This window comes from Pseudarthrobacter sp. R1 (assembly GCF_024494415.1).
Taxonomy (GTDB): domain Bacteria; phylum Actinomycetota; class Actinomycetes; order Actinomycetales; family Micrococcaceae; genus Arthrobacter.
In genome coordinates this window covers 18,392-37,373 of sequence record NZ_JAMKFI010000005.1, presented here as the reverse complement: position 1 = coordinate 37,373, position 18,982 = coordinate 18,392, and the positions used below count along the sequence as shown (strand labels likewise).

Genomic DNA, 18,982 nt, shown 5'->3' with positions numbered 1-18,982 from the left:
GCCGTCGTCGTTTACCAGCTAAGCACCGCCAGTTGCGCTATCAGATCCAGGCCCCAAAACTCCGGTTTGGGGACCACAACTGATGGGGCATCCGCAACGAAAGAAAGGGGACGCTGTGTCCCGCTCCGAAAAAGTCTCCTTTGCAGGTTCCACCGGCGAGCTGCTCTCCGGCATCATCGACATCCCGGAGGGCCCGATAAAAGGTTGGGGCGTCTTCTCCCACGGATTCACGCTTGGAAAGGACGCGCCCTCCGCCTCGCGGATGTGCAAGGCGCTGGCGGACAGCGGCGTGGGCATGCTCCGGTTCGACAACCTGGGCCTGGGCGGCTCTGCCGGTGAGTGGTCCGCGGGTTCCTTCAGCCACAAGGTGGCGGACACGGTGAAGGCGGCGGAGTTTATGCGCAGCGAGGGAAAGCAGATTTCCCTGCTGGTGGGCCATTCCTTCGGCGGCGCCGCGGTGCTGGCTGCGGCGCGCGAGATCCCAGAGCTCGACGCCGTTGCTACCGTTGGGGCGCCCTTCTCGCCCAAGCACGTGGCGCATGTCTTCGACGCTGCGCTGGACAAGATCCTGAGCGAAGGCTCCGCTGAGGTGGACCTCGGCGGGAAACGGGTGGAGATCCGCAAGCATTTTGTTGAGGACCTCGAGAACGCCGACCTGACGGACTGCATCAAGCAACTGCACAAGCCTCTCATGGTGCTGCACTCCCCAACGGACAACACCGTGGGAATCGAGAACGCCAGCACCATCTTCCAGACGGCCCGGCATCCCCGGAACTTCGTGTCGCTCGAAGGCAGCGACCACCTCCTGACCGGAAAGGGCCAGGCGGCGCGGGCGGCCCGGATCATCGCTGCCTGGGCCGACCAGTACCTCGACGCCGGGAACCCTTCCTGACGCCGCCGGCCACCGCTGCCGGCGCCGTTCTGCCATTGTGGCTTCTCTTACTTGCCGATGGCAGCTTTGCTTTCGCTGATCCACTGCAAAGTCCATCTTGCCGATCTGGTCAATGTACTCGGCCTCCACCTTGCCCTGCGGCGTCAGCAGATCCTGGATCGCGGTACGCATTTCTGAGTTGCTGGGCACACCGCGGTCGCTCTGGATGATCTTGGCGGCAGACTCGTTGTTCACCAGGAAGTCCACCAGCTTTGCCGCAGCTTTGGTGTGCTGGCTGCGTGCGGAGAAGGTGTAAAACTGCGAGGACTGGAGCCAAATTCCGGGAGTGGGCGTCTCGCCGGGGAGCTGAAGTCGGCAAGCTGCTCATGCTGCGTGGTCAAGCTTCGGCGATCGCGGCTACGCCATGGGAATTGCGCGCAGCCACCTGGCCCACCCCGTCTACGTCACCGACGGACCCTACTTGTTCAGGCTCAGCAGCGTTGGATGGTGGGCTCTTCCTGACTCTGCACCAGCCGAACACGAGCCCCCACGAAAGGGCTTCCTTTTATGCCCTCCGGGAACTCGAGGACACAGTGGTTTTCGCATCGGCGCCGGGATTGAGCGGCCCCTGAACCGCCCAAGGCTTGACAGGGGCTTGAGCCGCCACAAGGATTGGACGCGTCCAGAAAACGTTTTCTTACGTCGCTTCCTTCAGGAGGGCGTGCATAGTGCACAGCCAAACCACCGCTACTCCCCCGGTTCTCCCTTCCCCCGGCGCCGTCACAGGCGGCATGATCAAGAGGGAAGAACTCGTCCGGCGGCACAATGTCCGCCAGCTGGCCTTTGACCCGGCAAGCCCCGCGTCGGTGGGCAACGGCGAGTTCGCTTTCACCATGGACCTGACCGGGCTTCAATCGCTGCCGGACGCCTACCCGGTGGGCTCAAGGGACGAACTGCCGCCCGGAACGCTCCTTGGCACGCAGGCCCAATGGGGGTGGCATTCGACCCTCCCGGCGCAACGGTATGACCTGGCGGACTCCACGGTCCTCTACGACTCGCCGCGCGGGCCGGTGCCGTATGTGGACATGGTAGGCGACATCGTCAACGACCGTGAAACAGGTACCTCCCTTGGTGAAACATGGCTGCGTGCCAACCCGCACCGCCTGGATCTGGGACGCATCGGCTTCAGGCTGGCAGAGGCCGGAACAGAACGTGCGCTCACCGAAGCTGATATCACCGACACCGAACAAACGCTCGACCTGTGGACCGGGGTGGTAACCAGCCGCTTCACACTTGCCGGTCACCCGGTCACCGTCACCACGGCATGCCATCCCCACCGCGACGAGCTCAGCCTTCGCGTGGAGTCGCCCGCTCTCCTTGAGGGTTTAGTGATCGGCATCGATTTCCCCTACGGCTCGGAGGCGTGGCACGATGCGGCCGATTGGAACAGCCCGAACGCCCACACCACCCGCCTCGGCGAACCCACAGGGTCCCAACAGCATGCCGGCTCCACCTGCTGGACCGCCAGCCGCGAGTTGGACAACTCCCGCTACCAGGTGCTAATCACAGGAGGCCTGCTCAAGGTGGAACAGACCGGGCAGCACCACCTCCGGATAACGCCCGACAACGGCGTCCTGGACCGTCTGGACGTCCTTGACTGCAGTATTGCGTTCATCTCGGCCGGCGACGGCGATTGCCTCCCGCGAGGCGACAGGGAGGTGACCCTGCCCGCAGCAAAGCCGGGCAATGCCGCATCTGGCCGGGCCGCCGTCGGCCTTCCACAGGGCAACAGCCTTGAGGCCGGCAGCAGCGTGATCGCCGCCTCGGCGGCGTATTGGCCTCTGTTCTGGACCTCGGGCGGAGCAATCGAGCTTGATGCGACGGACGATCCGCGGGCCAAAGAACTGGAACGCCGGATCGTTCTCTCGCAGTACTTGACCGCGGTCAACTGTTCGGGCTCCATGCCCCCGCAGGAAACGGGGCTCGTGTGCAATTCGTGGCGTGGCCGCTTCCACCTCGAAATGCACTGGTGGCACGCCGCACACTTTGCACTCTGGAACCGTGTGGACCTCCTGCTGCCGTCGTTGCGGTGGTACTCCACAGTATTGGAGACCTCGCGGGAGACTGCCAGGACGCAGGGTTTCGACGGCGTGCGCTGGCCAAAGCAGGTAGGCCCGGACGGGAGGGAAAGCCCCAGTCCCATCGGAACCTTCCTGATCTGGCAGCAGCCGCACCCCATCTACCTGGCTGAACTCGTATACCGCTCCAATCCCAGCCGGGAGGTGCTCGAGGAGTTTGCGGAGATCGTCTTCGAGTCGGCTGCCTTTATGGCCAGCTTCGCGCATCCCACAGAGCGCGGCTTTGAGCTGGGTCCGCCCCTGATTCCCGCGCAGGAGAGCTATGGCTCCATCCGGGCATCCGTCACCAATCCCACCTTCGAGTTGGCGTATTGGCAGTGGGCCCTTCGGACTGCCGCCAGGTGGCGGGAACGGCTGGGGCTCGAACCTGTCGGAGCCTGGCGCACGGTGGCCGATGGCCTGGTAAAGCCACGCGTGACCGATGGCGTTTACGCAGCCATCGACGTGGAACCGTTCACCATCAGGACGGACCACCCCTCGATGCTCTGCGCCCTCGGCGTCGTGCCGAAGACAGACCTGATCGACGAGGACATCATGCGGGCAACACTCGCCGATGTCCGTGCCGACTGGGACTGGGGCAGTACCTGGGGCTGGGACTACCCCGTTATGGCCATGACTGCCGCCCGCCTCGAGGACCCGGAGGCGGCTGTCAACGCGCTCCTGCTCGACGCCGGGAAGAACACGGTGCTGCCCAACGGACATAACCGCCAAACAGACTCCCTGCCGCTGTACCTGCCCGGTAACGGCGGCGTGCTCGCCGCCGCCGCACTGATGGCGGCGGGGTGGGACAACGGACCGGACCGGAACGCCCCGGGCTTCCCACCCGACTGGACAGTGAGGTGGGAAGGACTGGTGGCAGCACCGTAGCGTCCAGCGGGCGCGGGCTACCGCTGCCTGGGGCGGCCAATACCGCGACGCCGGCCAGTAGCCGGAACGGCGCTGTCATTCTGGACCGGGGCCTTGCCCGGCTGGACAGGCACCTTGCCCGGCTGGACCTGGCGGGCTCCCCACATGCCCTTCTCGTGCCCGGATGAATCGTGCTTAAGGTCTGCCTCGCGGACCGCTGCCCATCCTGCCGAGACGAGGTAGACCTGGCTGACCAGGTTGAACCAGATCAGCAGGCCGATGATGATGGCAAAGGGGGCCAGGATGGGGTTGCGGCCGGCCCCGGCCAGCAGCTCGGTGCTGAAGATCTGCAGGACAGTGGTGCCCACCGCCGCCAGGATGGTGCCTTCGAGCAGCGCCCGGCGGGACAGCTTCAGGCTGCCTGCCAGTCTGAACATGATGATTGCTGTTACCCAGCTCAGCACCAGTGGCACGGCAATCTTGATCGATGTGGTCAGCGGACCCGCCAGGGCGGCGTCGAGCCGCAGGAACTCTGAAACCCACCCCGCAGCTGTGCCAAAGATCAGGGAAGCGCCGGCGCTGATGACCAGGGCTACTCCCAGCAGAAGCAGGGTGCCGGCGTCGCGCAGCTTCAAAAGGATGGGGTTCACCACCAGCGGGGGCAGCACCATAACGCCGCGCAGCCCGTCCCGAAGCCCGGCAATCCAACCCAGCGACGTGACGACCGTAACCACCGCGCCAACCAGCGCTGTCAGACCGAGCCCGTCCGGGTTGAGCAGGTCCTGCGGATCGACGAGCCCTTCACCGCCGTTCAGCTTCAGGAGTCCGGGCGCGCTCTGGGCCACGCTGCCGATGATGGTGTCCAGGAGTGCCGGCTGTCCGCGCAGCACCAGCCCGGCGATGGAGAAACCTGTAGTCAGCAGGCCGGTAATCGAGAAGAACATGTTGAAGCCGATGCCGGCGCTCATCAGCGGACCGTGCTGGAGTGTGTAATGCCGGAAGGCACGCATGGGGCGGAAGGCATTCAGGCGGGCGAGAAGCCACTGGAACGTGGCCATCAGGGTGGCGAACGGGCCGCCGCCGGCCCTGCGCGCCTTGCCCAGCTCCATCCGCTTTTGGATGACGGCGAGCTTCAGGCGGGCCTGCTCAGTGGGAAGTGGCTGTTGTTCCGCTTGCTTCGGCTGCTGTATCCGCGGCGGTGTCCGCGAGTCGGGCGCCGGCGTCGTTGTCAGTTTCGGTCCCAAAGTCCAGCTCTTCCCGTAGCTGCCAGATGCCGTCAGCATCGTGCTCGTAAAGTCCCATGCTAACCACGGGGAAGGTGGCCCTGTAGTTTTTCAGCACCGTTTCGGCTTCATCGAGGCTTTCCGGGGCCACATCGTGGGCGATGGTGACATGCGGGTGGTATGCGAAAGGCAGCTCCCGCTGAAGGGGACCCTGCTGGAGCTTTTCGTGCAGGTCCACGCAGTCCGTGAAGCCGTCCTCCACATTGATGAACACCACGGGGGAAACCGGACGGAATGTCCCGGTTCCGGCGATGGTGACCATAAACGGCCTCTGGCGGCGCGCCACTTCCCGCACATGCTCCCTGGTGGCTTCCCAGTCCCGGGTCGGGGTGGTGGTCACCAGCGTGATATGGGCCGGAACCACATCAGCGAGCGGGTCGCCGAACGAAGCCCGCCACCGCTGCAGCTCGTCAGCGACATCCGGCGGAAATCCCAGGATGACGCCCACGCTGACGTTTTCCGCACGGGGCGCACCGGCATCCTCTCTGCCGGTGGCCACCGCTGGGTCGCCTTGGGGGTTACCGGACATTCCCGCCACCTGAGTGGAGCGGGAGCCTTCCCTTGCGGTGACTTTGCTGGATGGCATGGCGCTAGCGGACTCCAGCGAGGGAGAAGGACGGCAGGAAGCCCATGCGCTCGTAAACGTGGCCGAGGGTTACCGACGCGATTTCGCGGGCACGCTCCGCACCCTGCGCGAGCAGCCGGTCCAGTTCCGCGGGGTCATCCATCAACTCGTTGGTGCGGTCGCGCAGCGGCGTGACGAACTCCACCACCACCTCCGCAAGGTCCACCTTCAGGTGGCCATACATCTTGCCCTGGTACTCGGCTTCGAGTTCTGCAACCGATTTTCCGGTCAGGGACGAGTAGATGGTCAGCAGGTTCGAAACGCCGGGCTTTTCCTCGGAGTCGAACCGGATTTCGGTGCCGGCATCGGTCACTGCGGACTTGATGCGCTTGGCTGCGATCTTGGGATCCTCCAGCAGCTGGATGGCCCCGTTGGGCGACTCGCCGGTCTTGGACATCTTGGCGCTGGGGTTCTGGAGATCGTAGATCTTGGCGCGTTCCTTGACGATGGTGGCCTCCGGAACGGTGAACGTGGGGCCGAACCTCGTGTTGAAGCGCTGGGCCAGGTTCCGCGTCAGCTCCAGGTGCTGGCGCTGGTCCTCCCCCACCGGCACAAGGTCGGTCTGGTACAGCAGGATGTCCGCGGCCATGAGCGTGGGGTAGGCGAAGAGCCCTAGGGTGGCGGCGTCGGCGCCGGACTTCTGGGTCTTGTCCTTGAACTGGGTCATGCGGGATGCCTCACCGAATCCGGTGATGCAGTTCAAGGCCCAGGCCAGCTGCGCGTGCTCCGGCACGTGGGACTGGACGAAGAAGATGCTCTTGTCCGGGTCGATGCCGGCGGCGATGTACTGGGCGGCCACGATGCGGGTGCGCCTGGCCAGCTCAGTGGGATCAAAGTCCACGGTGATGGCGTGCAGGTCCGGGATGAAGAAGACGGCGTCGTACTCCGCCTGCATGTCCACCCAGTTGCGGACGGCGCCGATGTAGTTGCCCAGATGCAGGGAGTCGGCGGTGGGCTTGGCGCCGGAGAGGATGCGCTTCTTGGTTGCCGGGGAAGTCTGGCTAGTCATTGGGGAGGAAACCTTCGGGGCTCAGAGCTGGTAGTCCACTACCAGCGGGGCATGGTCGGAGAAGCGGGTGTCCCACGAGGCCGCCCGGTCCACAACCGCCGAGATGGCGGCTGAAGCCAGTGCCGGGGTGGCCAGGTGGTAGTCGATGCGCCAACCGGTGTCGTTGTCGAACGCCTTCCCGCGCTGGGACCACCACGTATACGGTCCGTCAACCTCGCCCGACAGGTTGCGGTGGACATCCTGCCAGCCAATGTCCTCACCGAAGAACCGGTCGAAGTAGGCACGTTCCTCCGGCAGGTGGCCCGCCTTCTTAACGTTGCCCTTCGAGTTCCGGATGTCCAGTGGCGTGTGGGCCACGTTGAGGTCGCCCACCACCAGGGCATGGTCGCTGTGTTTGGTCAGTTCCGGGAGGCGGGTGCTCATGGCATCCAGGAACCGGAACTTGTCCTCCTGCTTGGGCGTGCCCACCTCACCGGAGTGGACGTAGGCGCTTGCCACGGTGAGCTGGACCGGGTGGCCGGCAGCATCGGCAAACCGGAAATCAGCCTCAACCCAGCGGCCGGCGGTGGCGAAGTAATCGTCGCCGATGCCGTTCCGGGTTGCCAGGGGTTCTTCGCGTGAAGCAATCGCGACTCCGGCGCGGCCCTTGGCTTCAGCCTCGGCGTGCAGGATGTGCCAGCCTTCGCCCAGCAGCTGCCGGACGATGGCATCGGGGGCGCGGACTTCCTGCAGGCAGAGGATGTCCACTTCGCGCGGTTCAAGCCACGCCGCCATGCCGTTTTTGTAGGCGGCCCGAAGGCCGTTGACATTAACGGATGCGATGCGAAGGTGGTCCTTCTTCAATGCCGAGATCACCCGCTCCACTCTAGTCGATGATGGTTCCGGTGACCGGCTCTCCGCTGCCGCCGGAGGACTTGATCATGTCCCTGGCATTCGTGGCTGTGATCTCGATGGTTTCCAGTGCCCGGTTGATCGTGTCCTGGTTTGCTGCAGCGCCCTTGGCGCGTTCCTCCTCCACCACGCGGATCTGCACCTGGACAATTTTGAAGGAGTGGTCCAGTTTGAGGTCCCGCACTTCGTCCGCCTGGCTGCGCTCTGCAACCACACGGGTGCCGCCCTGGTCGGCGGAGGCGTAGGGGCCGCGCCCCGCAGCCGTGGTGAAGGCATTCTGGGCTTCAGTCAGCTTGGCTCCCGCCTTCCTGGCTGCCTTCTGGATGCTGAAGACAACAAAGCAGGCGAGGGCGAGCCAGAAGGCGGCGATGACGGCAACAACCCAGCCCACGACGTCGTTCTGGTTGGCCGCGAAGATGACGGCCACAACGAACGCGGTGACGAGGACCATCAGTCCCGGCCCGCTGATGCGGAACATGGAGAATCCGCCCCTGGCGGGTTTGGAGGATGACCTGGAGCTGCCCAAAGATTGCATGCACCCATTCTCTCAAACGCCGGAGTATGCTCCCGCCGCCTTCCACCCCGGGCGAACAGGGGCTACTTCAGGAAGAGCTGCCGCAGCCGCACGGTGGTGAGCAGCATTCCCAGCGCCGTCATCACCAGGTAGTAGCCGATGTGGATCGGGGTGGCCGCCGTGAACGTGCCCACGCTGATCTGGCGCAGCAGTTCCACCCCGTGCCACAGCGGCATGGCCTGGATGAGCCACTGAATGGCCTGCGGGTACACGCTGAGCGGGTAGAACGTGGCGCTGAACAGGAACATGGGCAGCATGATGAAGTTGATCCAGTCCATCTGCTGGAAGGTCTTCAGGAAGCTCGTAATCCCCATCCCGATGCTCGCGAACCCGAAGGCGATCAGCACCGAAGCCGGGATCATCAGCAACGCCCAGGGCGTGGTGATCAACCCCATAACACCCATCACTGCCGTGAACCCCATGGCGTAGAGCAGTCCGCGCAGGAGGGCGAGGAAGATCTCCCCCAAGGCAACGTCCAGCGGCCCCAGCGACGTGTACAGCATGCCCTGGTATAGCTTCGCGAAGTTCATTTTGAAAAACACGTTCCAGGTGGAGTCGTAAACGGCCCCGTTCATCGCGGAGACAGCCAGCAGTGCGGGGGCGATGTAGGCGGCGTAACTGATCTCCCCGCCACCCGGATCCTGCACCGAACCCACAATCGCGCCGAGCCCCACTCCCATGGAGATCAGGAACAGGACCGGTTCGAAGAACCCGGAGAGCATCACCAGCCAGTTGGTGCTCTTCGTGGCGAGCAGCCCACGGGAAATCACGGCCCTGGCGTTGCGCGAATACAGCGGCCCGAAGCTCCTGTTGCGGGCCGCGTCCGTCGCGCTTGTCGGGGGCAGCAGAGCGCTCATCGGCCCATCCTTGCGGCGAACTGTTTCCGGGTCAGGACCCAGCCCAGCACGGCCAGGCCCGCCAGCACCACAATATGCAGGACGGTCAACAGCGGAGGTTCCCGGTACCCGTAGCTGAAGACCCGGCCCAGTTCCGTACCGTGCCAGATGGGTGAGATCCACCCGATCCAGCGCACCGCCAGCGGGAGGCTGTCCAGGGGAAAGAACGTTCCGGAGAACAGGAACAGCGGCATCACGATAAACCGCATTACCAGGGCGAACTGGCCCTTGTCCTCAGTGAGGGATGCGGAGTACGCCATCAGTGGCAGGCCAAAGGCGAGCCCCGCGAGCGTGGCCACCAGGATGGTCACCCAGCCCCAGCCGTCCGGCGCCGCACCAAAAAGTGCAACAGCCGCAAAATAGACGGCGGACTGCAGCAGGAAGCGCAGGGTCACCGCCATGATGTGGCCGGCAGCGATCTGCTGGGGCGTCAGCGGCGAGGCGTGGGGCCCGTAGTAAGTCCGGCGCCACTTGAAGCCGTCCATCACGGGGAAGGTGAATTCGTTCGCGGCGGTCATGACTGCCGCTGAGACCAGCAGCGCCGGCGCCACGAACGTCACGTAGCCCACTCCCCCGAAGGCTCCAGCGCCCTGCGAGTCAACCAGGGTTGCCAGGCCCACGCCCATGGCAAACAGGTAGGCCACCGGGTGGCCCACGCTGTACATGATGATGGACCAGCTGTAGCCCTTCATGACCCGGAGCACCTGCTCGGCGTAGTAGAAGGCACCCCAGCGCCTCGCCTTGGCGGCCGCTACTTCGGGGCTGTGCGCCCGTGCAGGCGCCTCCGCCACGTCCGCCTTCCCCGCGAGGCCCGCGTCCGGGCTCAACCCCGCCTTCTCACTCAACGAGGCTCCTGCCGGTCAGCCGGAGGAACACATCTTCCAGCGAGGACCTCCGTACCAGCGAGGTCAGCGGCCGCAAGCCGCGGGACGCTACCTGCTCAAGGGCCGCCTCGCCGTCGTGCGCGTAAATCAGCACCCGGTCCGGGAGGACCTCCAGGCGCTCCCCGATGCCCTCCAGTTCAGCGGCGATGGTGGTATTCCGTTCGGAGCCGAAGCGCAGCTCGACCACCTCCCGCGTGGAATGCTCGCGGGTCAGCTGCGCCGGGGACCCCTCGGCCATGATCCGGCCCTTGTCCACCACGATGAGCCGGTCGCACAACTGCTCGGCCTCGTCCATATAGTGCGTGGTCAGGATCAGTGTGACGCCCTGCTCCTTGAGCCGGAAAAGTCGGTCCCAGAGGATGTGCCGCGCCTGCGGGTCCAGCCCGGTGGTGGGTTCGTCCAGCAGCAGGATCCGCGGTTCGTTGATCAGCGAACGTGCGATGGTCAGCCGCCGCTTCATGCCGCCGGACAGTGCATCCACCTTGGACTTTGCCTTGTCCGTCAGCTGGGCGAACTCCAGCAGTTCGTCAGCCTTTGGCCTCAGGTAGCTCATGGGCAGGCCGAAGTACCGGCCGTACACCAGGAGGTTGTCGCGGACCCGCAGTTCCTCGTCCAGGTTGTCCTGCTGCGGCACCACCCCAAGGTGTGCCCGCACCTCCGGCCCGTGCGAGTCCGGGTCCAGGCCCATGATGTGCAGGTCCCCGGAAGTGCGGCGGGTGACTCCGCCGATCATCTTCATGGTGGTGGATTTGCCGGCACCGTTGGGCCCGAGCAGGCCGAAGGATTCTCCGGCGGGGACGCTGAAGGAGATGCCGTCCACGGCGGTAACGTCGCCGTAGGTCTTGGTCAGGTTTTCTGCCGTGATGACGATCCGGCGGGGTTCGGTGTGGGGCTCTTCGGCGGGCTGGACGGCGCCGGCAGCGGCGCCGGAGGACACGGTGGCTTTGTTATGCACCCTCCGCAGACTAGTAGAGCTGACCGGCAGGTGGAAGGGGACTTTCAGTTCAGTGCTTAAAGTCCGACGGCGGCCCGCCCCTCGTGTGCAAGGGGCGGGCCGCCGTCGGGCCTGAAGAAAGAAACTACCGGGCGATTCCCGCCTGGCGTTCAGCGGCTTCGACAACATTGGTCATCAGCAGCGCCACGGTCATGGGACCCACACCCCCGGGGTTCGGCGAGATCCAGCCGGCTACCTCGGCAGCGGCGGGTTCAATGTCGCCGTGGACCTTGCTCTTGCCCGTCTCGGGGTCGGTCTCGCGGGTGACGCCGACGTCGAGCAGGGCAGCGCCCGGCTTCACATCCGCAGCCTTGACGATGTGCTTGGCACCCGCCGCACCCACAATGACGTCCGCCTGCCGCAACAGGTCCGAAAGGTTCTCGGTGCCGGTGTGCGTCAGGGTCACGGTGGCGTTCACGGCCCGCCGGGTGAGCAGCAGCCCGATGGAGCGGCCGATCGTCACGCCGCGGCCCACCACCACAACATGCTTGCCGGCGAGGCTGTAACCGTTGCGCTCCAGGAGCTCGATGACGCCGCGGGGCGTGCACGGCAGCGGTGAGGTGATCTCGCCGCTGACGTTGAGCACCAGCCGGCCAAGGTTGGTGGGGTGCAGGCCGTCGGCATCCTTGGCGGGGTCGATGCGCTCAAGGATGGCATCGGTGTCCAGGTGCTTGGGCAGGGGCAGCTGCACGATGTAGCCGTGGCAGGCGGGGTCCGCATTGAGTTCGTCAATGAGGGCCTCCACCTGGGCCTGGGTGGCATCCGCCGGGAGCTCGCGCTGGATCGAGTTCATCCCGATCTCCACAGACTGCTTGTGCTTCATGGACACATAGAGCTGCGAGGCAGGATCCGCACCGACCAGCACGGTGGCAATGCCGGGAGTGACGCCCTGGGATTTCAGTGCCGCGACCCGCTCGGTGAGCTCGGACTTGATGGCCGCAGCGGCCGCCCTGCCGTCGAGGATCTTCGCGGTCTGCCTGGTTTCAGTCATGGATCACCACTGCTCGTGCTGCGGGTACAGCGGGAAGTCGGCGGCGAGCTTGTCCACGCGGGCCTGCAGGGCCTCGACGTCTGCGCTGTTGCCGGCCTTCAGCGCGGTGGCGATGATCTCTGCCACCTCGGTGAACTCGGCGGCGCCGAAGCCGCGGGTGGCCAGGGCCGGGGTGCCGATGCGCAGGCCGGAGGTGACCATCGGCGGGCGGGGGTCGAACGGAACAGCATTGCGGTTGACCGTAATGCCCACGGAGTGCAGGAGGTCTTCGGCCTGCTGGCCGTCCAGCTGGGAGTTGCGCAGGTCAACGAGGACCAGGTGCACGTCGGTGCCGCCGGTGAGGACGGAGACGCCGGCTTCGGCGACGTCGGCCTGGTTGAGGCGGTCGGCGATGATCTTCGCACCTTCGAGGACGCGCTCCTGGCGCTCCTTAAATTCCTCGGTGCCGGCGATCTTGAAGGCCACCGCCTTGGCTGCGATGACGTGCATCAGCGGCCCGCCCTGCTGGCCCGGGAAGACGTTGGAGTTCAGCTTCTTGGCCCACTCCTGCTTCGCCAGGATTACACCCGAGCGCGGACCGGCGAGGGTCTTGTGCACGGTGGAGGTGACGACGTCGGAGTACGGCACCGGGCTCGGGTGCAGTCCGGCGGCAACCAGGCCGGCGAAGTGCGCCATGTCGGTCCAGAGCAGCGCGCCGACCTCATCGGCGATGGAGCGGAAGGCAGCGAAGTCCAGGTGGCGCGGGTAGGCGGACCAGCCGGCAATGATCACCTGGGGCTTCTCGGCGATGGCCTGCTCCCGGAGCTTGTCCATGTCCACGCGGAAGTTGTCTTCCTCCACCTGGTAGGCAGCCACGTTGTAGAGCTTGCCCGAGAAGTTCAGCTTCATGCCGTGCGTCAGGTGGCCGCCGTGGGCCAGGGACAGGCCGAGGATCTTGTCGCCCGGAGTGATCATTGCGGACAGCGCGGCTGCGTTGGCCTGGGCACCGGAGTGCGGCTGGACGTTGGCGTACTCGGCGCCGAAGAGGGCCTTGACCCGGTCAATGGCCAGCTGCTCTGCGACGTCAACGTATTCGCAGCCACCGTAGTAGCGGCGGCCCGGGTAGCCCTCGGCGTACTTGTTGGTCAGGACGGAGCCCTGGGCTTCCATCACGGCGCGGGGGGCAAAGTTTTCGGAGGCAATCATCTCCAGGGTGCCGCGCTGGCGGCCGAGTTCCTGGTCCAGGACTGCTGCGATTTCGGGGTCGAGCTCAGCCAGCGGCTGATTGCTGACGGCGGTTGTTGAGGTGGCTGTAGTAGTCACGAAGAACTCCTGGCTAGGGATACGGGCACTGCTTAGGTCAGGCTACCGGCTGGCGCACTTTCACACACTTGATGACAGGGCGTGAAAGCGCAGGCTGATGGCGCTGCAGTACTGACGCAGGTGCAGCCCCAATTCCGGCAAGACATGACCCTCGGCCCAGGCGTACGATCCGTGGTCTTCGTGATTGCCGCTCCCTGGTGGTTAGCCACCCAACGCCAGTTGCGACGCTCCCAGCCTACCAAATCGGCAGCGCCCTGCGCGGGTAGGCTTGTAGGCGTGAGTGAAGAGCAGCTGAACCAAGCGTACGTAGTAACCCTGTCCTGCCCGGACCGCCCGGGAATCGTCCATGCGGTGGCCGGCGCCCTGCTGGTAGCGGGATGCAATATTACGGATTCGCAGCAGTACGGAAGCCCGGCCACCGGCAACTTCTTTATGCGGGTAGAGGTGACGACGCCGGCTGCCGCGTCGGAGCTCCGGGCAGCTTTGGAGCCCGTAACAGCGGCATTCGGCATGCAGTGGAGCCTCAACGGCGTGGGGCAGAAGGTACGGACCCTGGTGATGGCCAGCACCTCCGCCCACTGCCTTAACGATCTGCTGTTCCAGCAGCGGTCCGGAACGCTGCCCATCGAGATCCCCGCCATTGTGTCCAACCACCAGGACCTCGCGGGGCTGGCCGAGTTCTACGGAATTCCGTTCCACCACATCCCCGTCACGAAGGACACCAAGGCGCAGGCGGAAGACAAGCTGCGGGCCATCATGGCCGAGCACGATATCGAACTGACGGTCCTGGCCCGCTACATGCAGATCCTTTCCGACGAGCTCTGCACCGAGCTCACCGGCAAGGCCATCAACATCCACCACTCGTTCCTGCCGTCCTTCAAGGGCGCCAAGCCGTACCACCAAGCCCATGCCCGCGGTGTGAAGCTGATCGGTGCCACTGCCCATTATGTGACGGCGGCACTGGATGAGGGCCCCATCATTGAGCAGGAAGTCATCCGGGTGGATCATGCCCGGACGCCGGAGCAGTTCGTCCAGATGGGCCGGGACGTGGAAGGCCGCACCCTGGTCCAGGCGGTGCAGTGGCACGCGGAGCACCGGGTCCTGCTGGACGGCAACAGGACTGTCGTCTTCAACTGACCGTGTTGAACTGACCGGGCTGAGCGTCGGGGAGGCGCGATGGAAGCGGGGGCGGAGGACGGCGAGCGCCGCCTTGCCGATTTCTACAACCGGCGGGCCGCTTCCGGCGCCGACCATCCGCCGTCGCTCCATCGTGTGGAGCAGCGCCGCCGCTTCATCGCCCTGCTGAAGTCCGAAGGGCGGCACTCCGTCCTGGAGATTGGAGCCGGAACCGGCCTGGACGGGTTGCAGTTCGTGCAGGCGGGCATCCATTACACGGGCGTGGACCTCGCGGAGGGGCAGGTCCGGCGTGCCCGTGCCAGGCGTCTGGATGTATCGGTTGCGAGCGCCCGGAGCCTGCCGTTCCCGGACGGCTCGTTCCCGGCGATGTGGTGCATGAGTACTTTGCTGCACATTCCCGCCAGGGACCTGGACGCGGTCCTGGCAGAGCTGGTGCGGGTGTGCGCGCCGGGCGCGCTGATCGCCGTCGGCCTGTGGTCCGGAAACGATGAAGCGGAACTGAACCCGGAGGACGACGTCGTGCCCCGCTTTTTCTGCAGGCGCACCGACGCAACGGTCCGGGAAGTCTTTGGGCGCCACGGAACCATCGAAGACTTTGCCACCTGGCCCGAAGGTACCGGCACCGAGTCCGGACCCGGCGGCGGCTACTGGACGCAGCACTACCAGTTCCTGGTCCTCCGCACCCCCTGATGTCCTAGGCTTGGCCCATGGCTCCTCTTTATCCCTTCGCCGGGAACACCCCTGCCGTCCATGAATCCGCGTTTATTGCACCCACGGCCTCGATCATTGGCAACGCCACCCTGGCCGAGGACTCCAGCGCCTTCTACGGTGTCTCCGTCCGTGCCGACACCGCCGCCATCTCGGTGGGCGCGGGCAGCAACCTGCAGGACAACGTGGTGCTGCACGCGGACCCCGGCTTTCCCTGCACGGTGGGCGAACGGGTCAGCGTGGGGCACGCCGCCGTCGTGCATGGCTGCACTGTCGAGGACGACTGCCTGGTCGGCATGGGCGCCACCATCCTCAACGGAGCCGTGATCGGCGCCGGTTCGCTCGTGGCTGCCGGGGCCGTCGTCCTGGAGGGTACCGTTGTCCCGCCCCGCTCACTGGTGGCAGGCGTCCCAGGCAAGGTCCGCCGCGAGCTTACCGGTGAGGAGTACGACGGCGTCCGGGCCAACGCGTCCCGCTACATCGAGCTGGCCCGGGCGCACCGGGAGCTCCACACTTAGTCCAACGAGATGGGTCCGAATTCCTCGAGCAGGTCACCCGGTCCGGGGTTGCCCGGGGCCGAGGCGCCGCCCAGGTGGTTGACCACGCCCCACACGGCGTTCAGCCCGGTGGTGACGGCGCCTTCTGCCCAGCCGGCGGTAAAGGAGACGTCGTCACCGGCCAGGAAGATGCCGCGCTGGGATTCCGGCAGGGCATCCTGCTTGAAGTGGGTGAACAGCCGCTGCTGGTAGCGGTAGTGCCCCGGCAGGTTCGCCTTGAAGGCACCCATGAAGTTGGGGTCGGCCTCCCAGGAGACGGTGATGGGCTGGCCCACGATGTGGCCGGCGATGTCCACCCCGGGGTAGATCTGCTCGAGCGAATGCAGCATCAGTTCCACGCGCTCGTCCGCGTCCAGCGCCAGCCATTTCAGTGCGTCGTCGTTCCAGGTGTAGGAGAGCAGGATGACGGCGGGCTGGTCCGGCCCGTTGTCCAGCAGGTACGTGGCGCGGTTGAGCCGGTCCGTGAGCGTCATCGAGAGGACCTCATTGCCGGTGTCCGGATCAATGTCCTTCCAGAAGGGCCGGTCCACCATCACAAACGTCTTGGAGGACTGCATGTAGTGCGAGCGCTCGATGGCCGTCCACAGTTCGGCCGGGAACAGCGCCTCCTCGGTGTGGATCCGGGTGGACAGCAGCCAGGACTGGCAGGTGGTGACCACGGCGGGGTAGCTGGCTTCGCGCCCCCAGCGTTCGCGGATGCGCAGGTTTCCGTCCGGATCGCGGCTGATCCTGCCCACCGCGCCCCGCGGCGAACCGGCGTGCAGTGACGACAGTGAGGTTCCTTCCGGCCAGTGGGCCATGCCCGACGGCGCGTGCTGCCAGAGTGCCTCGGGCAGCCGCTGGGCTCCCCCGCTGATGAGCCGGTGCTGGTCATCTGCATCGGTGTAGACCACGCGGAGGATCTCGAGGATGGAGTTGGGGAAGTCGGTGTCCCAGCCGCCGGTGCCGAAGCCCACCTGGCCGAAGGCTTCCCGGTGGGCGAACCCGGCCTTCTTGAACGACTCGCTGGCCGCGATGAAGCCGTAGAAGGTTTGCTCGTCCATCAGTGGCAGCAGTTCGTTCCACAGCTCCTTGATCCGGCCGGTGTCCCGGGATCGGATTGCGGCCTGCATCTCAACGAACGCGGCGCCGTCGTTAACGGCTGCCTTCCAGGCGTCCGCCACTTCGCGGAAGAACGGCGGAAGGTCGCCTGGTTTTTCCGCGTAGTGTTTCTGGCCGGCCAGCTCAATCACGGTGCTGGAGGTGGCCGGGGACAGCGGGTTGGGGAATTCCTGGGTTTCGAGGCCCAGCAGGTCCACGTAGTGGTAGAACGCCTTGCCGGATTCCGGGAAGCGCATCCCACCGAGGTCCGCCACCACGCCGGGCGCCGCGGGGAACGAGGCGGTGCGCAGGCGGCCGCCGATCCGGTCGGCCTCGTAAACCACGGGCCGCAGCCCCAGCTTCATCAGCTCATAGGCGGTGACCAGGCCGGAAAGGCCTGCTCCGATGACGGCAACTTCCGTCCCCAGCAGTTCGGGCGGCACAGTTCCCAGGCCGTCCGGGTGGGCCAGGTAGTGGTCGTAGCTGAACGGGAAGTCCGGGTTCAGCATGGTGATGGGATCCGCAGCGGCACCGCCGGGCGCTGCAGCGGAGGTGGCCGAGGTGCTGGACGGATCTGAGGCCGGCAGTTCGGTGGCGATGGTCATGGAAGTTGTGCCTTCGTCGGTTAGGAGGTGTGCTGGGGTGAGAGTTGTGGTCCGGACAGCTCGCGGTATTCCTCGTTGGTGAGGGCGGCCACCCGTGAGTTCCGGCGTCCGTAGCCGAAGTAGGCGGCCACGCCCACGAGCATCCAGAGGGCGAAGACCACCCAGGTGTCAGCCCCGAGGTTGGCCATGAGGTAGGCGCACATTGCCGCGCCGAGGATGGGCGTGAGCGGGAAGAGGGGCACACGGAAGGTCCGCTCCAGCTCCGGCCGGGTGCGGCGGAGGTAGATGACGGCGACGTTCACCAGCGCGAACGCAAACAGGGTGCCGATGCTGGTGGCGTCGGCGAGCGCACCCAACGGAACCAGCCCTGCAGTCAGCGCGACGGCGATCCCTACCAGGAGCGTCCCGGCCACCGGGGTGCCGGTACGGCGGGAAACGCGGCCGAAGACCTTGGGGATGAGTCCGTCACGGGACATCGAGAGCAGGATCCGGGTCTGCCCGTAGAGGACCGTCAGGACGATGCTGGCGATGGCCAGGACGGCGCCCACCGCGAAGACAAGGGCGATCCAGGGCTGGCCGGTGGTTTCCTCAAGGATTTTGACCAGGGCGGCCTCGGTTCCGTCGAACCAGCCCCACGGCCTGGCGCCGATGGCGGCGACCGCCACCAGGACGTAGATGGTGGTGACAATCAGCATGGACAACATGATGGCCTTGGGCAGGTCGCGCTTCGGGTCCCGCGCTTCCTCACCCGCCGTGGAGGCGGCATCGAAGCCGATGTAGGAGAAGAAGACGCGGGAGGCGGCGGCCGAGACGCCTGCGGCGCCCATGGGCAGCAGGGGTTCAAAGTTGCCCGCATTGAAGGCGGTGAAGGCCACGGCGCAGAAGAACAGCAGGATGCCCACCTTCACCACCACGATGGAGGTGTTGATCCAGGCGCTCTCCTTGGCACCGCGCACCAGCAGGATGGTTGCAAGCACCACGATGACCATGGCCGGGACATTGACCACGCCGCCGTCGCCGGGCGGTTGGGACACTGCATCGGGGAGGACGGAGCCGAAAACGGCAAGCGTTTCATTGACGTATTGTCCGGCACCTACAGCCACTGCGGCCACGGATACTGCGTACTCCAGCACCAGGCACCAGCCGCAGATCCAGGCCATCCCCTCGCCCATGGTGGCGTACGTGTAGGAATAGCTGGAGCCGGCGACGGGCACTAATCCGGCCATCTCCGCGTAGGACACCGCGGACAGCAGCGCTGCCAGGCCGGCGATCGCGAACGAAATCCAAATGGCGGGCCCGGCGAGCGGAACGGATTCACCCAGGATGACCAGGATGCCTGTGCCGAGGGTTGCCCCTACGGAGATCATGGTCAGCTGCAGGACACCGAAACTGCGGACCAGGCGGGGACCACCGTTGTTGGTTTCTGCCTCGTTGACCATCTGGGAGATGGGCTTGCGGCGCAGCAGCTGGGCTCCCAGGGCGGGACGGGCCGTTGTTCCGGTCGCGCCGTCCGGGGCCTGGCCGGAGAGTGTAGGCACAGTCATCGTTGACGTCCGTTCGTGTCGTTGGCTGGTTGAACTGGTTTTCCCCT

Annotated in this window: 17 protein-coding genes, 1 pseudogene and 1 riboswitch; of the genes and pseudogenes, 5 read left to right on the top strand and 13 right to left on the bottom strand. The window is 65.7% G+C overall.

Annotation, left to right across the window (positions count from 1 at the left end; translation table 11 throughout):
- Window positions 1-115: 115 nt before the first annotated feature.
- Window positions 116-892 carry an alpha/beta hydrolase family protein gene (locus M8J71_RS04455; protein WP_163164229.1) on the top strand — a complete coding sequence of 259 codons (777 nt, stop codon included), beginning with the start codon at window positions 116-118 and terminating at the stop codon, window positions 890-892.
- An 84-nt stretch (window positions 893-976) separates the two neighbouring features.
- Here the strand turns inward: M8J71_RS04455 and M8J71_RS04450 are convergent.
- Window positions 977-1,243, bottom strand: a pseudogene (locus M8J71_RS04450) (ABC transporter substrate-binding protein); the annotation flags it as partial.
- Window positions 1,244-1,599: 356 nt separating this feature from the next.
- On the opposite strand from M8J71_RS04450, the gene M8J71_RS04445 reads away from it, so the two are divergent.
- Complete coding sequence (locus tag M8J71_RS04445; RefSeq protein ID WP_374114805.1) at window positions 1,600-3,876, top strand: hypothetical protein; 2,277 nt, start codon at window positions 1,600-1,602, stop codon at window positions 3,874-3,876.
- 17 nt (window positions 3,877-3,893) lie between these two features.
- Here M8J71_RS04445 and M8J71_RS04440 read toward each other — a convergent pair whose 3' ends face one another.
- The 10 genes from M8J71_RS04440 to glyA form a co-directional block, all read right to left on the bottom strand.
- A complete protein-coding gene (locus tag M8J71_RS04440; RefSeq protein WP_256246789.1) occupies window positions 3,894-4,964 on the bottom strand; it encodes a YihY/virulence factor BrkB family protein in 1,071 nt (356 codons plus the stop codon).
- A gap of 37 nt (window positions 4,965-5,001) precedes the next feature.
- A complete protein-coding gene (locus tag M8J71_RS04435; RefSeq protein WP_256246788.1) occupies window positions 5,002-5,724 on the bottom strand; it encodes a 2'-5' RNA ligase family protein in 723 nt (240 codons plus the stop codon).
- A 4-nt stretch (window positions 5,725-5,728) separates the two neighbouring features.
- A complete protein-coding gene (gene trpS, locus M8J71_RS04430; protein ID WP_256246787.1) occupies window positions 5,729-6,772 on the bottom strand; it encodes a tryptophan--tRNA ligase in 1,044 nt (347 codons plus the stop codon).
- 21 nt (window positions 6,773-6,793) lie between these two features.
- On the bottom strand, window positions 6,794-7,627 hold the full coding sequence (locus M8J71_RS04425) for an exodeoxyribonuclease III (RefSeq protein WP_256246786.1): 834 nt from the start codon (window positions 7,625-7,627) through the stop codon (window positions 6,794-6,796).
- A 10-nt stretch (window positions 7,628-7,637) separates the two neighbouring features.
- Window positions 7,638-8,198, bottom strand: coding sequence for a hypothetical protein (locus tag M8J71_RS04420; protein WP_256246785.1), 561 nt, complete (start codon window positions 8,196-8,198; stop codon window positions 7,638-7,640).
- Between the two features lie 62 nt (window positions 8,199-8,260).
- Complete coding sequence (locus M8J71_RS04415; RefSeq protein ID WP_256246784.1) at window positions 8,261-9,094, bottom strand: ABC transporter permease; 834 nt, start codon at window positions 9,092-9,094, stop codon at window positions 8,261-8,263.
- Window positions 9,091-9,924, bottom strand: coding sequence for an ABC transporter permease (locus M8J71_RS04410; RefSeq protein ID WP_256247053.1), 834 nt, complete (start codon window positions 9,922-9,924; stop codon window positions 9,091-9,093). The genes M8J71_RS04415 and M8J71_RS04410 overlap by 4 nt, the downstream gene beginning before the upstream one ends.
- A gap of 46 nt (window positions 9,925-9,970) precedes the next feature.
- The gene (locus M8J71_RS04405) at window positions 9,971-10,954 is read right to left on the bottom strand and encodes an ABC transporter ATP-binding protein (protein ID WP_374114815.1); all 984 of its coding nucleotides are present in this window, start codon (window positions 10,952-10,954) and stop codon (window positions 9,971-9,973) included.
- 142 nt (window positions 10,955-11,096) lie between these two features.
- On the bottom strand, window positions 11,097-12,002 hold the full coding sequence (locus tag M8J71_RS04400) for a bifunctional methylenetetrahydrofolate dehydrogenase/methenyltetrahydrofolate cyclohydrolase (protein ID WP_256246783.1): 906 nt from the start codon (window positions 12,000-12,002) through the stop codon (window positions 11,097-11,099).
- A gap of 3 nt (window positions 12,003-12,005) precedes the next feature.
- Entirely contained in the window at window positions 12,006-13,304 is a 1,299-nt protein-coding gene (gene glyA, locus M8J71_RS04395; protein WP_163164220.1) for a serine hydroxymethyltransferase, read from the bottom strand.
- A 147-nt stretch (window positions 13,305-13,451) separates the two neighbouring features.
- Window positions 13,452-13,537: riboswitch (ZMP/ZTP riboswitch) on the bottom strand.
- 43 nt (window positions 13,538-13,580) lie between these two features.
- Between glyA and purU the strand changes: the two genes are divergently transcribed.
- The 3 genes from purU to M8J71_RS04380 are packed head-to-tail and all read left to right on the top strand — an operon-like array spanning window position 13,581 to window position 15,667.
- Complete coding sequence (gene purU, locus M8J71_RS04390) at window positions 13,581-14,441, top strand: formyltetrahydrofolate deformylase (RefSeq protein WP_256246782.1); 861 nt, start codon at window positions 13,581-13,583, stop codon at window positions 14,439-14,441.
- Between the two features lie 39 nt (window positions 14,442-14,480).
- Complete coding sequence (locus M8J71_RS04385; RefSeq protein WP_256246781.1) at window positions 14,481-15,131, top strand: class I SAM-dependent methyltransferase; 651 nt, start codon at window positions 14,481-14,483, stop codon at window positions 15,129-15,131.
- Window positions 15,132-15,148: 17 nt separating this feature from the next.
- Window positions 15,149-15,667 carry a gamma carbonic anhydrase family protein gene (locus M8J71_RS04380; RefSeq protein ID WP_256246780.1) on the top strand — a complete coding sequence of 173 codons (519 nt, stop codon included), beginning with the start codon at window positions 15,149-15,151 and terminating at the stop codon, window positions 15,665-15,667.
- On the opposite strand, the gene M8J71_RS04375 is transcribed toward M8J71_RS04380, so the two are convergent.
- Both M8J71_RS04375 and M8J71_RS04370 read right to left on the bottom strand, forming a co-directional pair.
- Window positions 15,664-17,391, bottom strand: a complete 1,728-nt coding sequence (locus M8J71_RS04375) for a flavin monoamine oxidase family protein (RefSeq protein ID WP_256246779.1) — start codon at window positions 17,389-17,391, stop codon at window positions 15,664-15,666. The genes M8J71_RS04380 and M8J71_RS04375 overlap by 4 nt on opposite strands.
- Before the next feature lie 20 nt (window positions 17,392-17,411).
- Window positions 17,412-18,935 carry an amino acid permease gene (locus tag M8J71_RS04370; protein ID WP_256246778.1) on the bottom strand — a complete coding sequence of 508 codons (1,524 nt, stop codon included), beginning with the start codon at window positions 18,933-18,935 and terminating at the stop codon, window positions 17,412-17,414.
- Window positions 18,936-18,982: the final 47 nt, after the last annotated feature.

Bases quoted from the DNA above. Each gene is read 5' to 3' on its own strand.
- M8J71_RS04440 (WP_256246789.1), bottom strand. From the start codon at position 4,964: ATGGAGCTGGGCAAGGCGCGCAGGGCCGGCGGCGGCCCGTTCGCCACC.
- M8J71_RS04435 (WP_256246788.1), bottom strand. From the start codon at position 5,724: ATGCCATCCAGCAAAGTCACCGCAAGGGAAGGCTCCCGCTCCACTCAG.
- trpS (WP_256246787.1), bottom strand. From the start codon at position 6,772: ATGACTAGCCAGACTTCCCCGGCAACCAAGAAGCGCATCCTCTCCGGC.
- M8J71_RS04420 (WP_256246785.1), bottom strand. From the start codon at position 8,198: ATGCAATCTTTGGGCAGCTCCAGGTCATCCTCCAAACCCGCCAGGGGC.
- M8J71_RS04415 (WP_256246784.1), bottom strand. From the start codon at position 9,094: ATGAGCGCTCTGCTGCCCCCGACAAGCGCGACGGACGCGGCCCGCAAC.
- M8J71_RS04400 (WP_256246783.1), bottom strand. From the start codon at position 12,002: ATGACTGAAACCAGGCAGACCGCGAAGATCCTCGACGGCAGGGCGGCC.
- M8J71_RS04385 (WP_256246781.1), top strand. From the start codon at position 14,481: ATGGAAGCGGGGGCGGAGGACGGCGAGCGCCGCCTTGCCGATTTCTAC.
- M8J71_RS04380 (WP_256246780.1), top strand. From the start codon at position 15,149: ATGGCTCCTCTTTATCCCTTCGCCGGGAACACCCCTGCCGTCCATGAA.
- M8J71_RS04375 (WP_256246779.1), bottom strand. From the start codon at position 17,391: ATGACCATCGCCACCGAACTGCCGGCCTCAGATCCGTCCAGCACCTCG.
- M8J71_RS04370 (WP_256246778.1), bottom strand. From the start codon at position 18,935: ATGACTGTGCCTACACTCTCCGGCCAGGCCCCGGACGGCGCGACCGGA.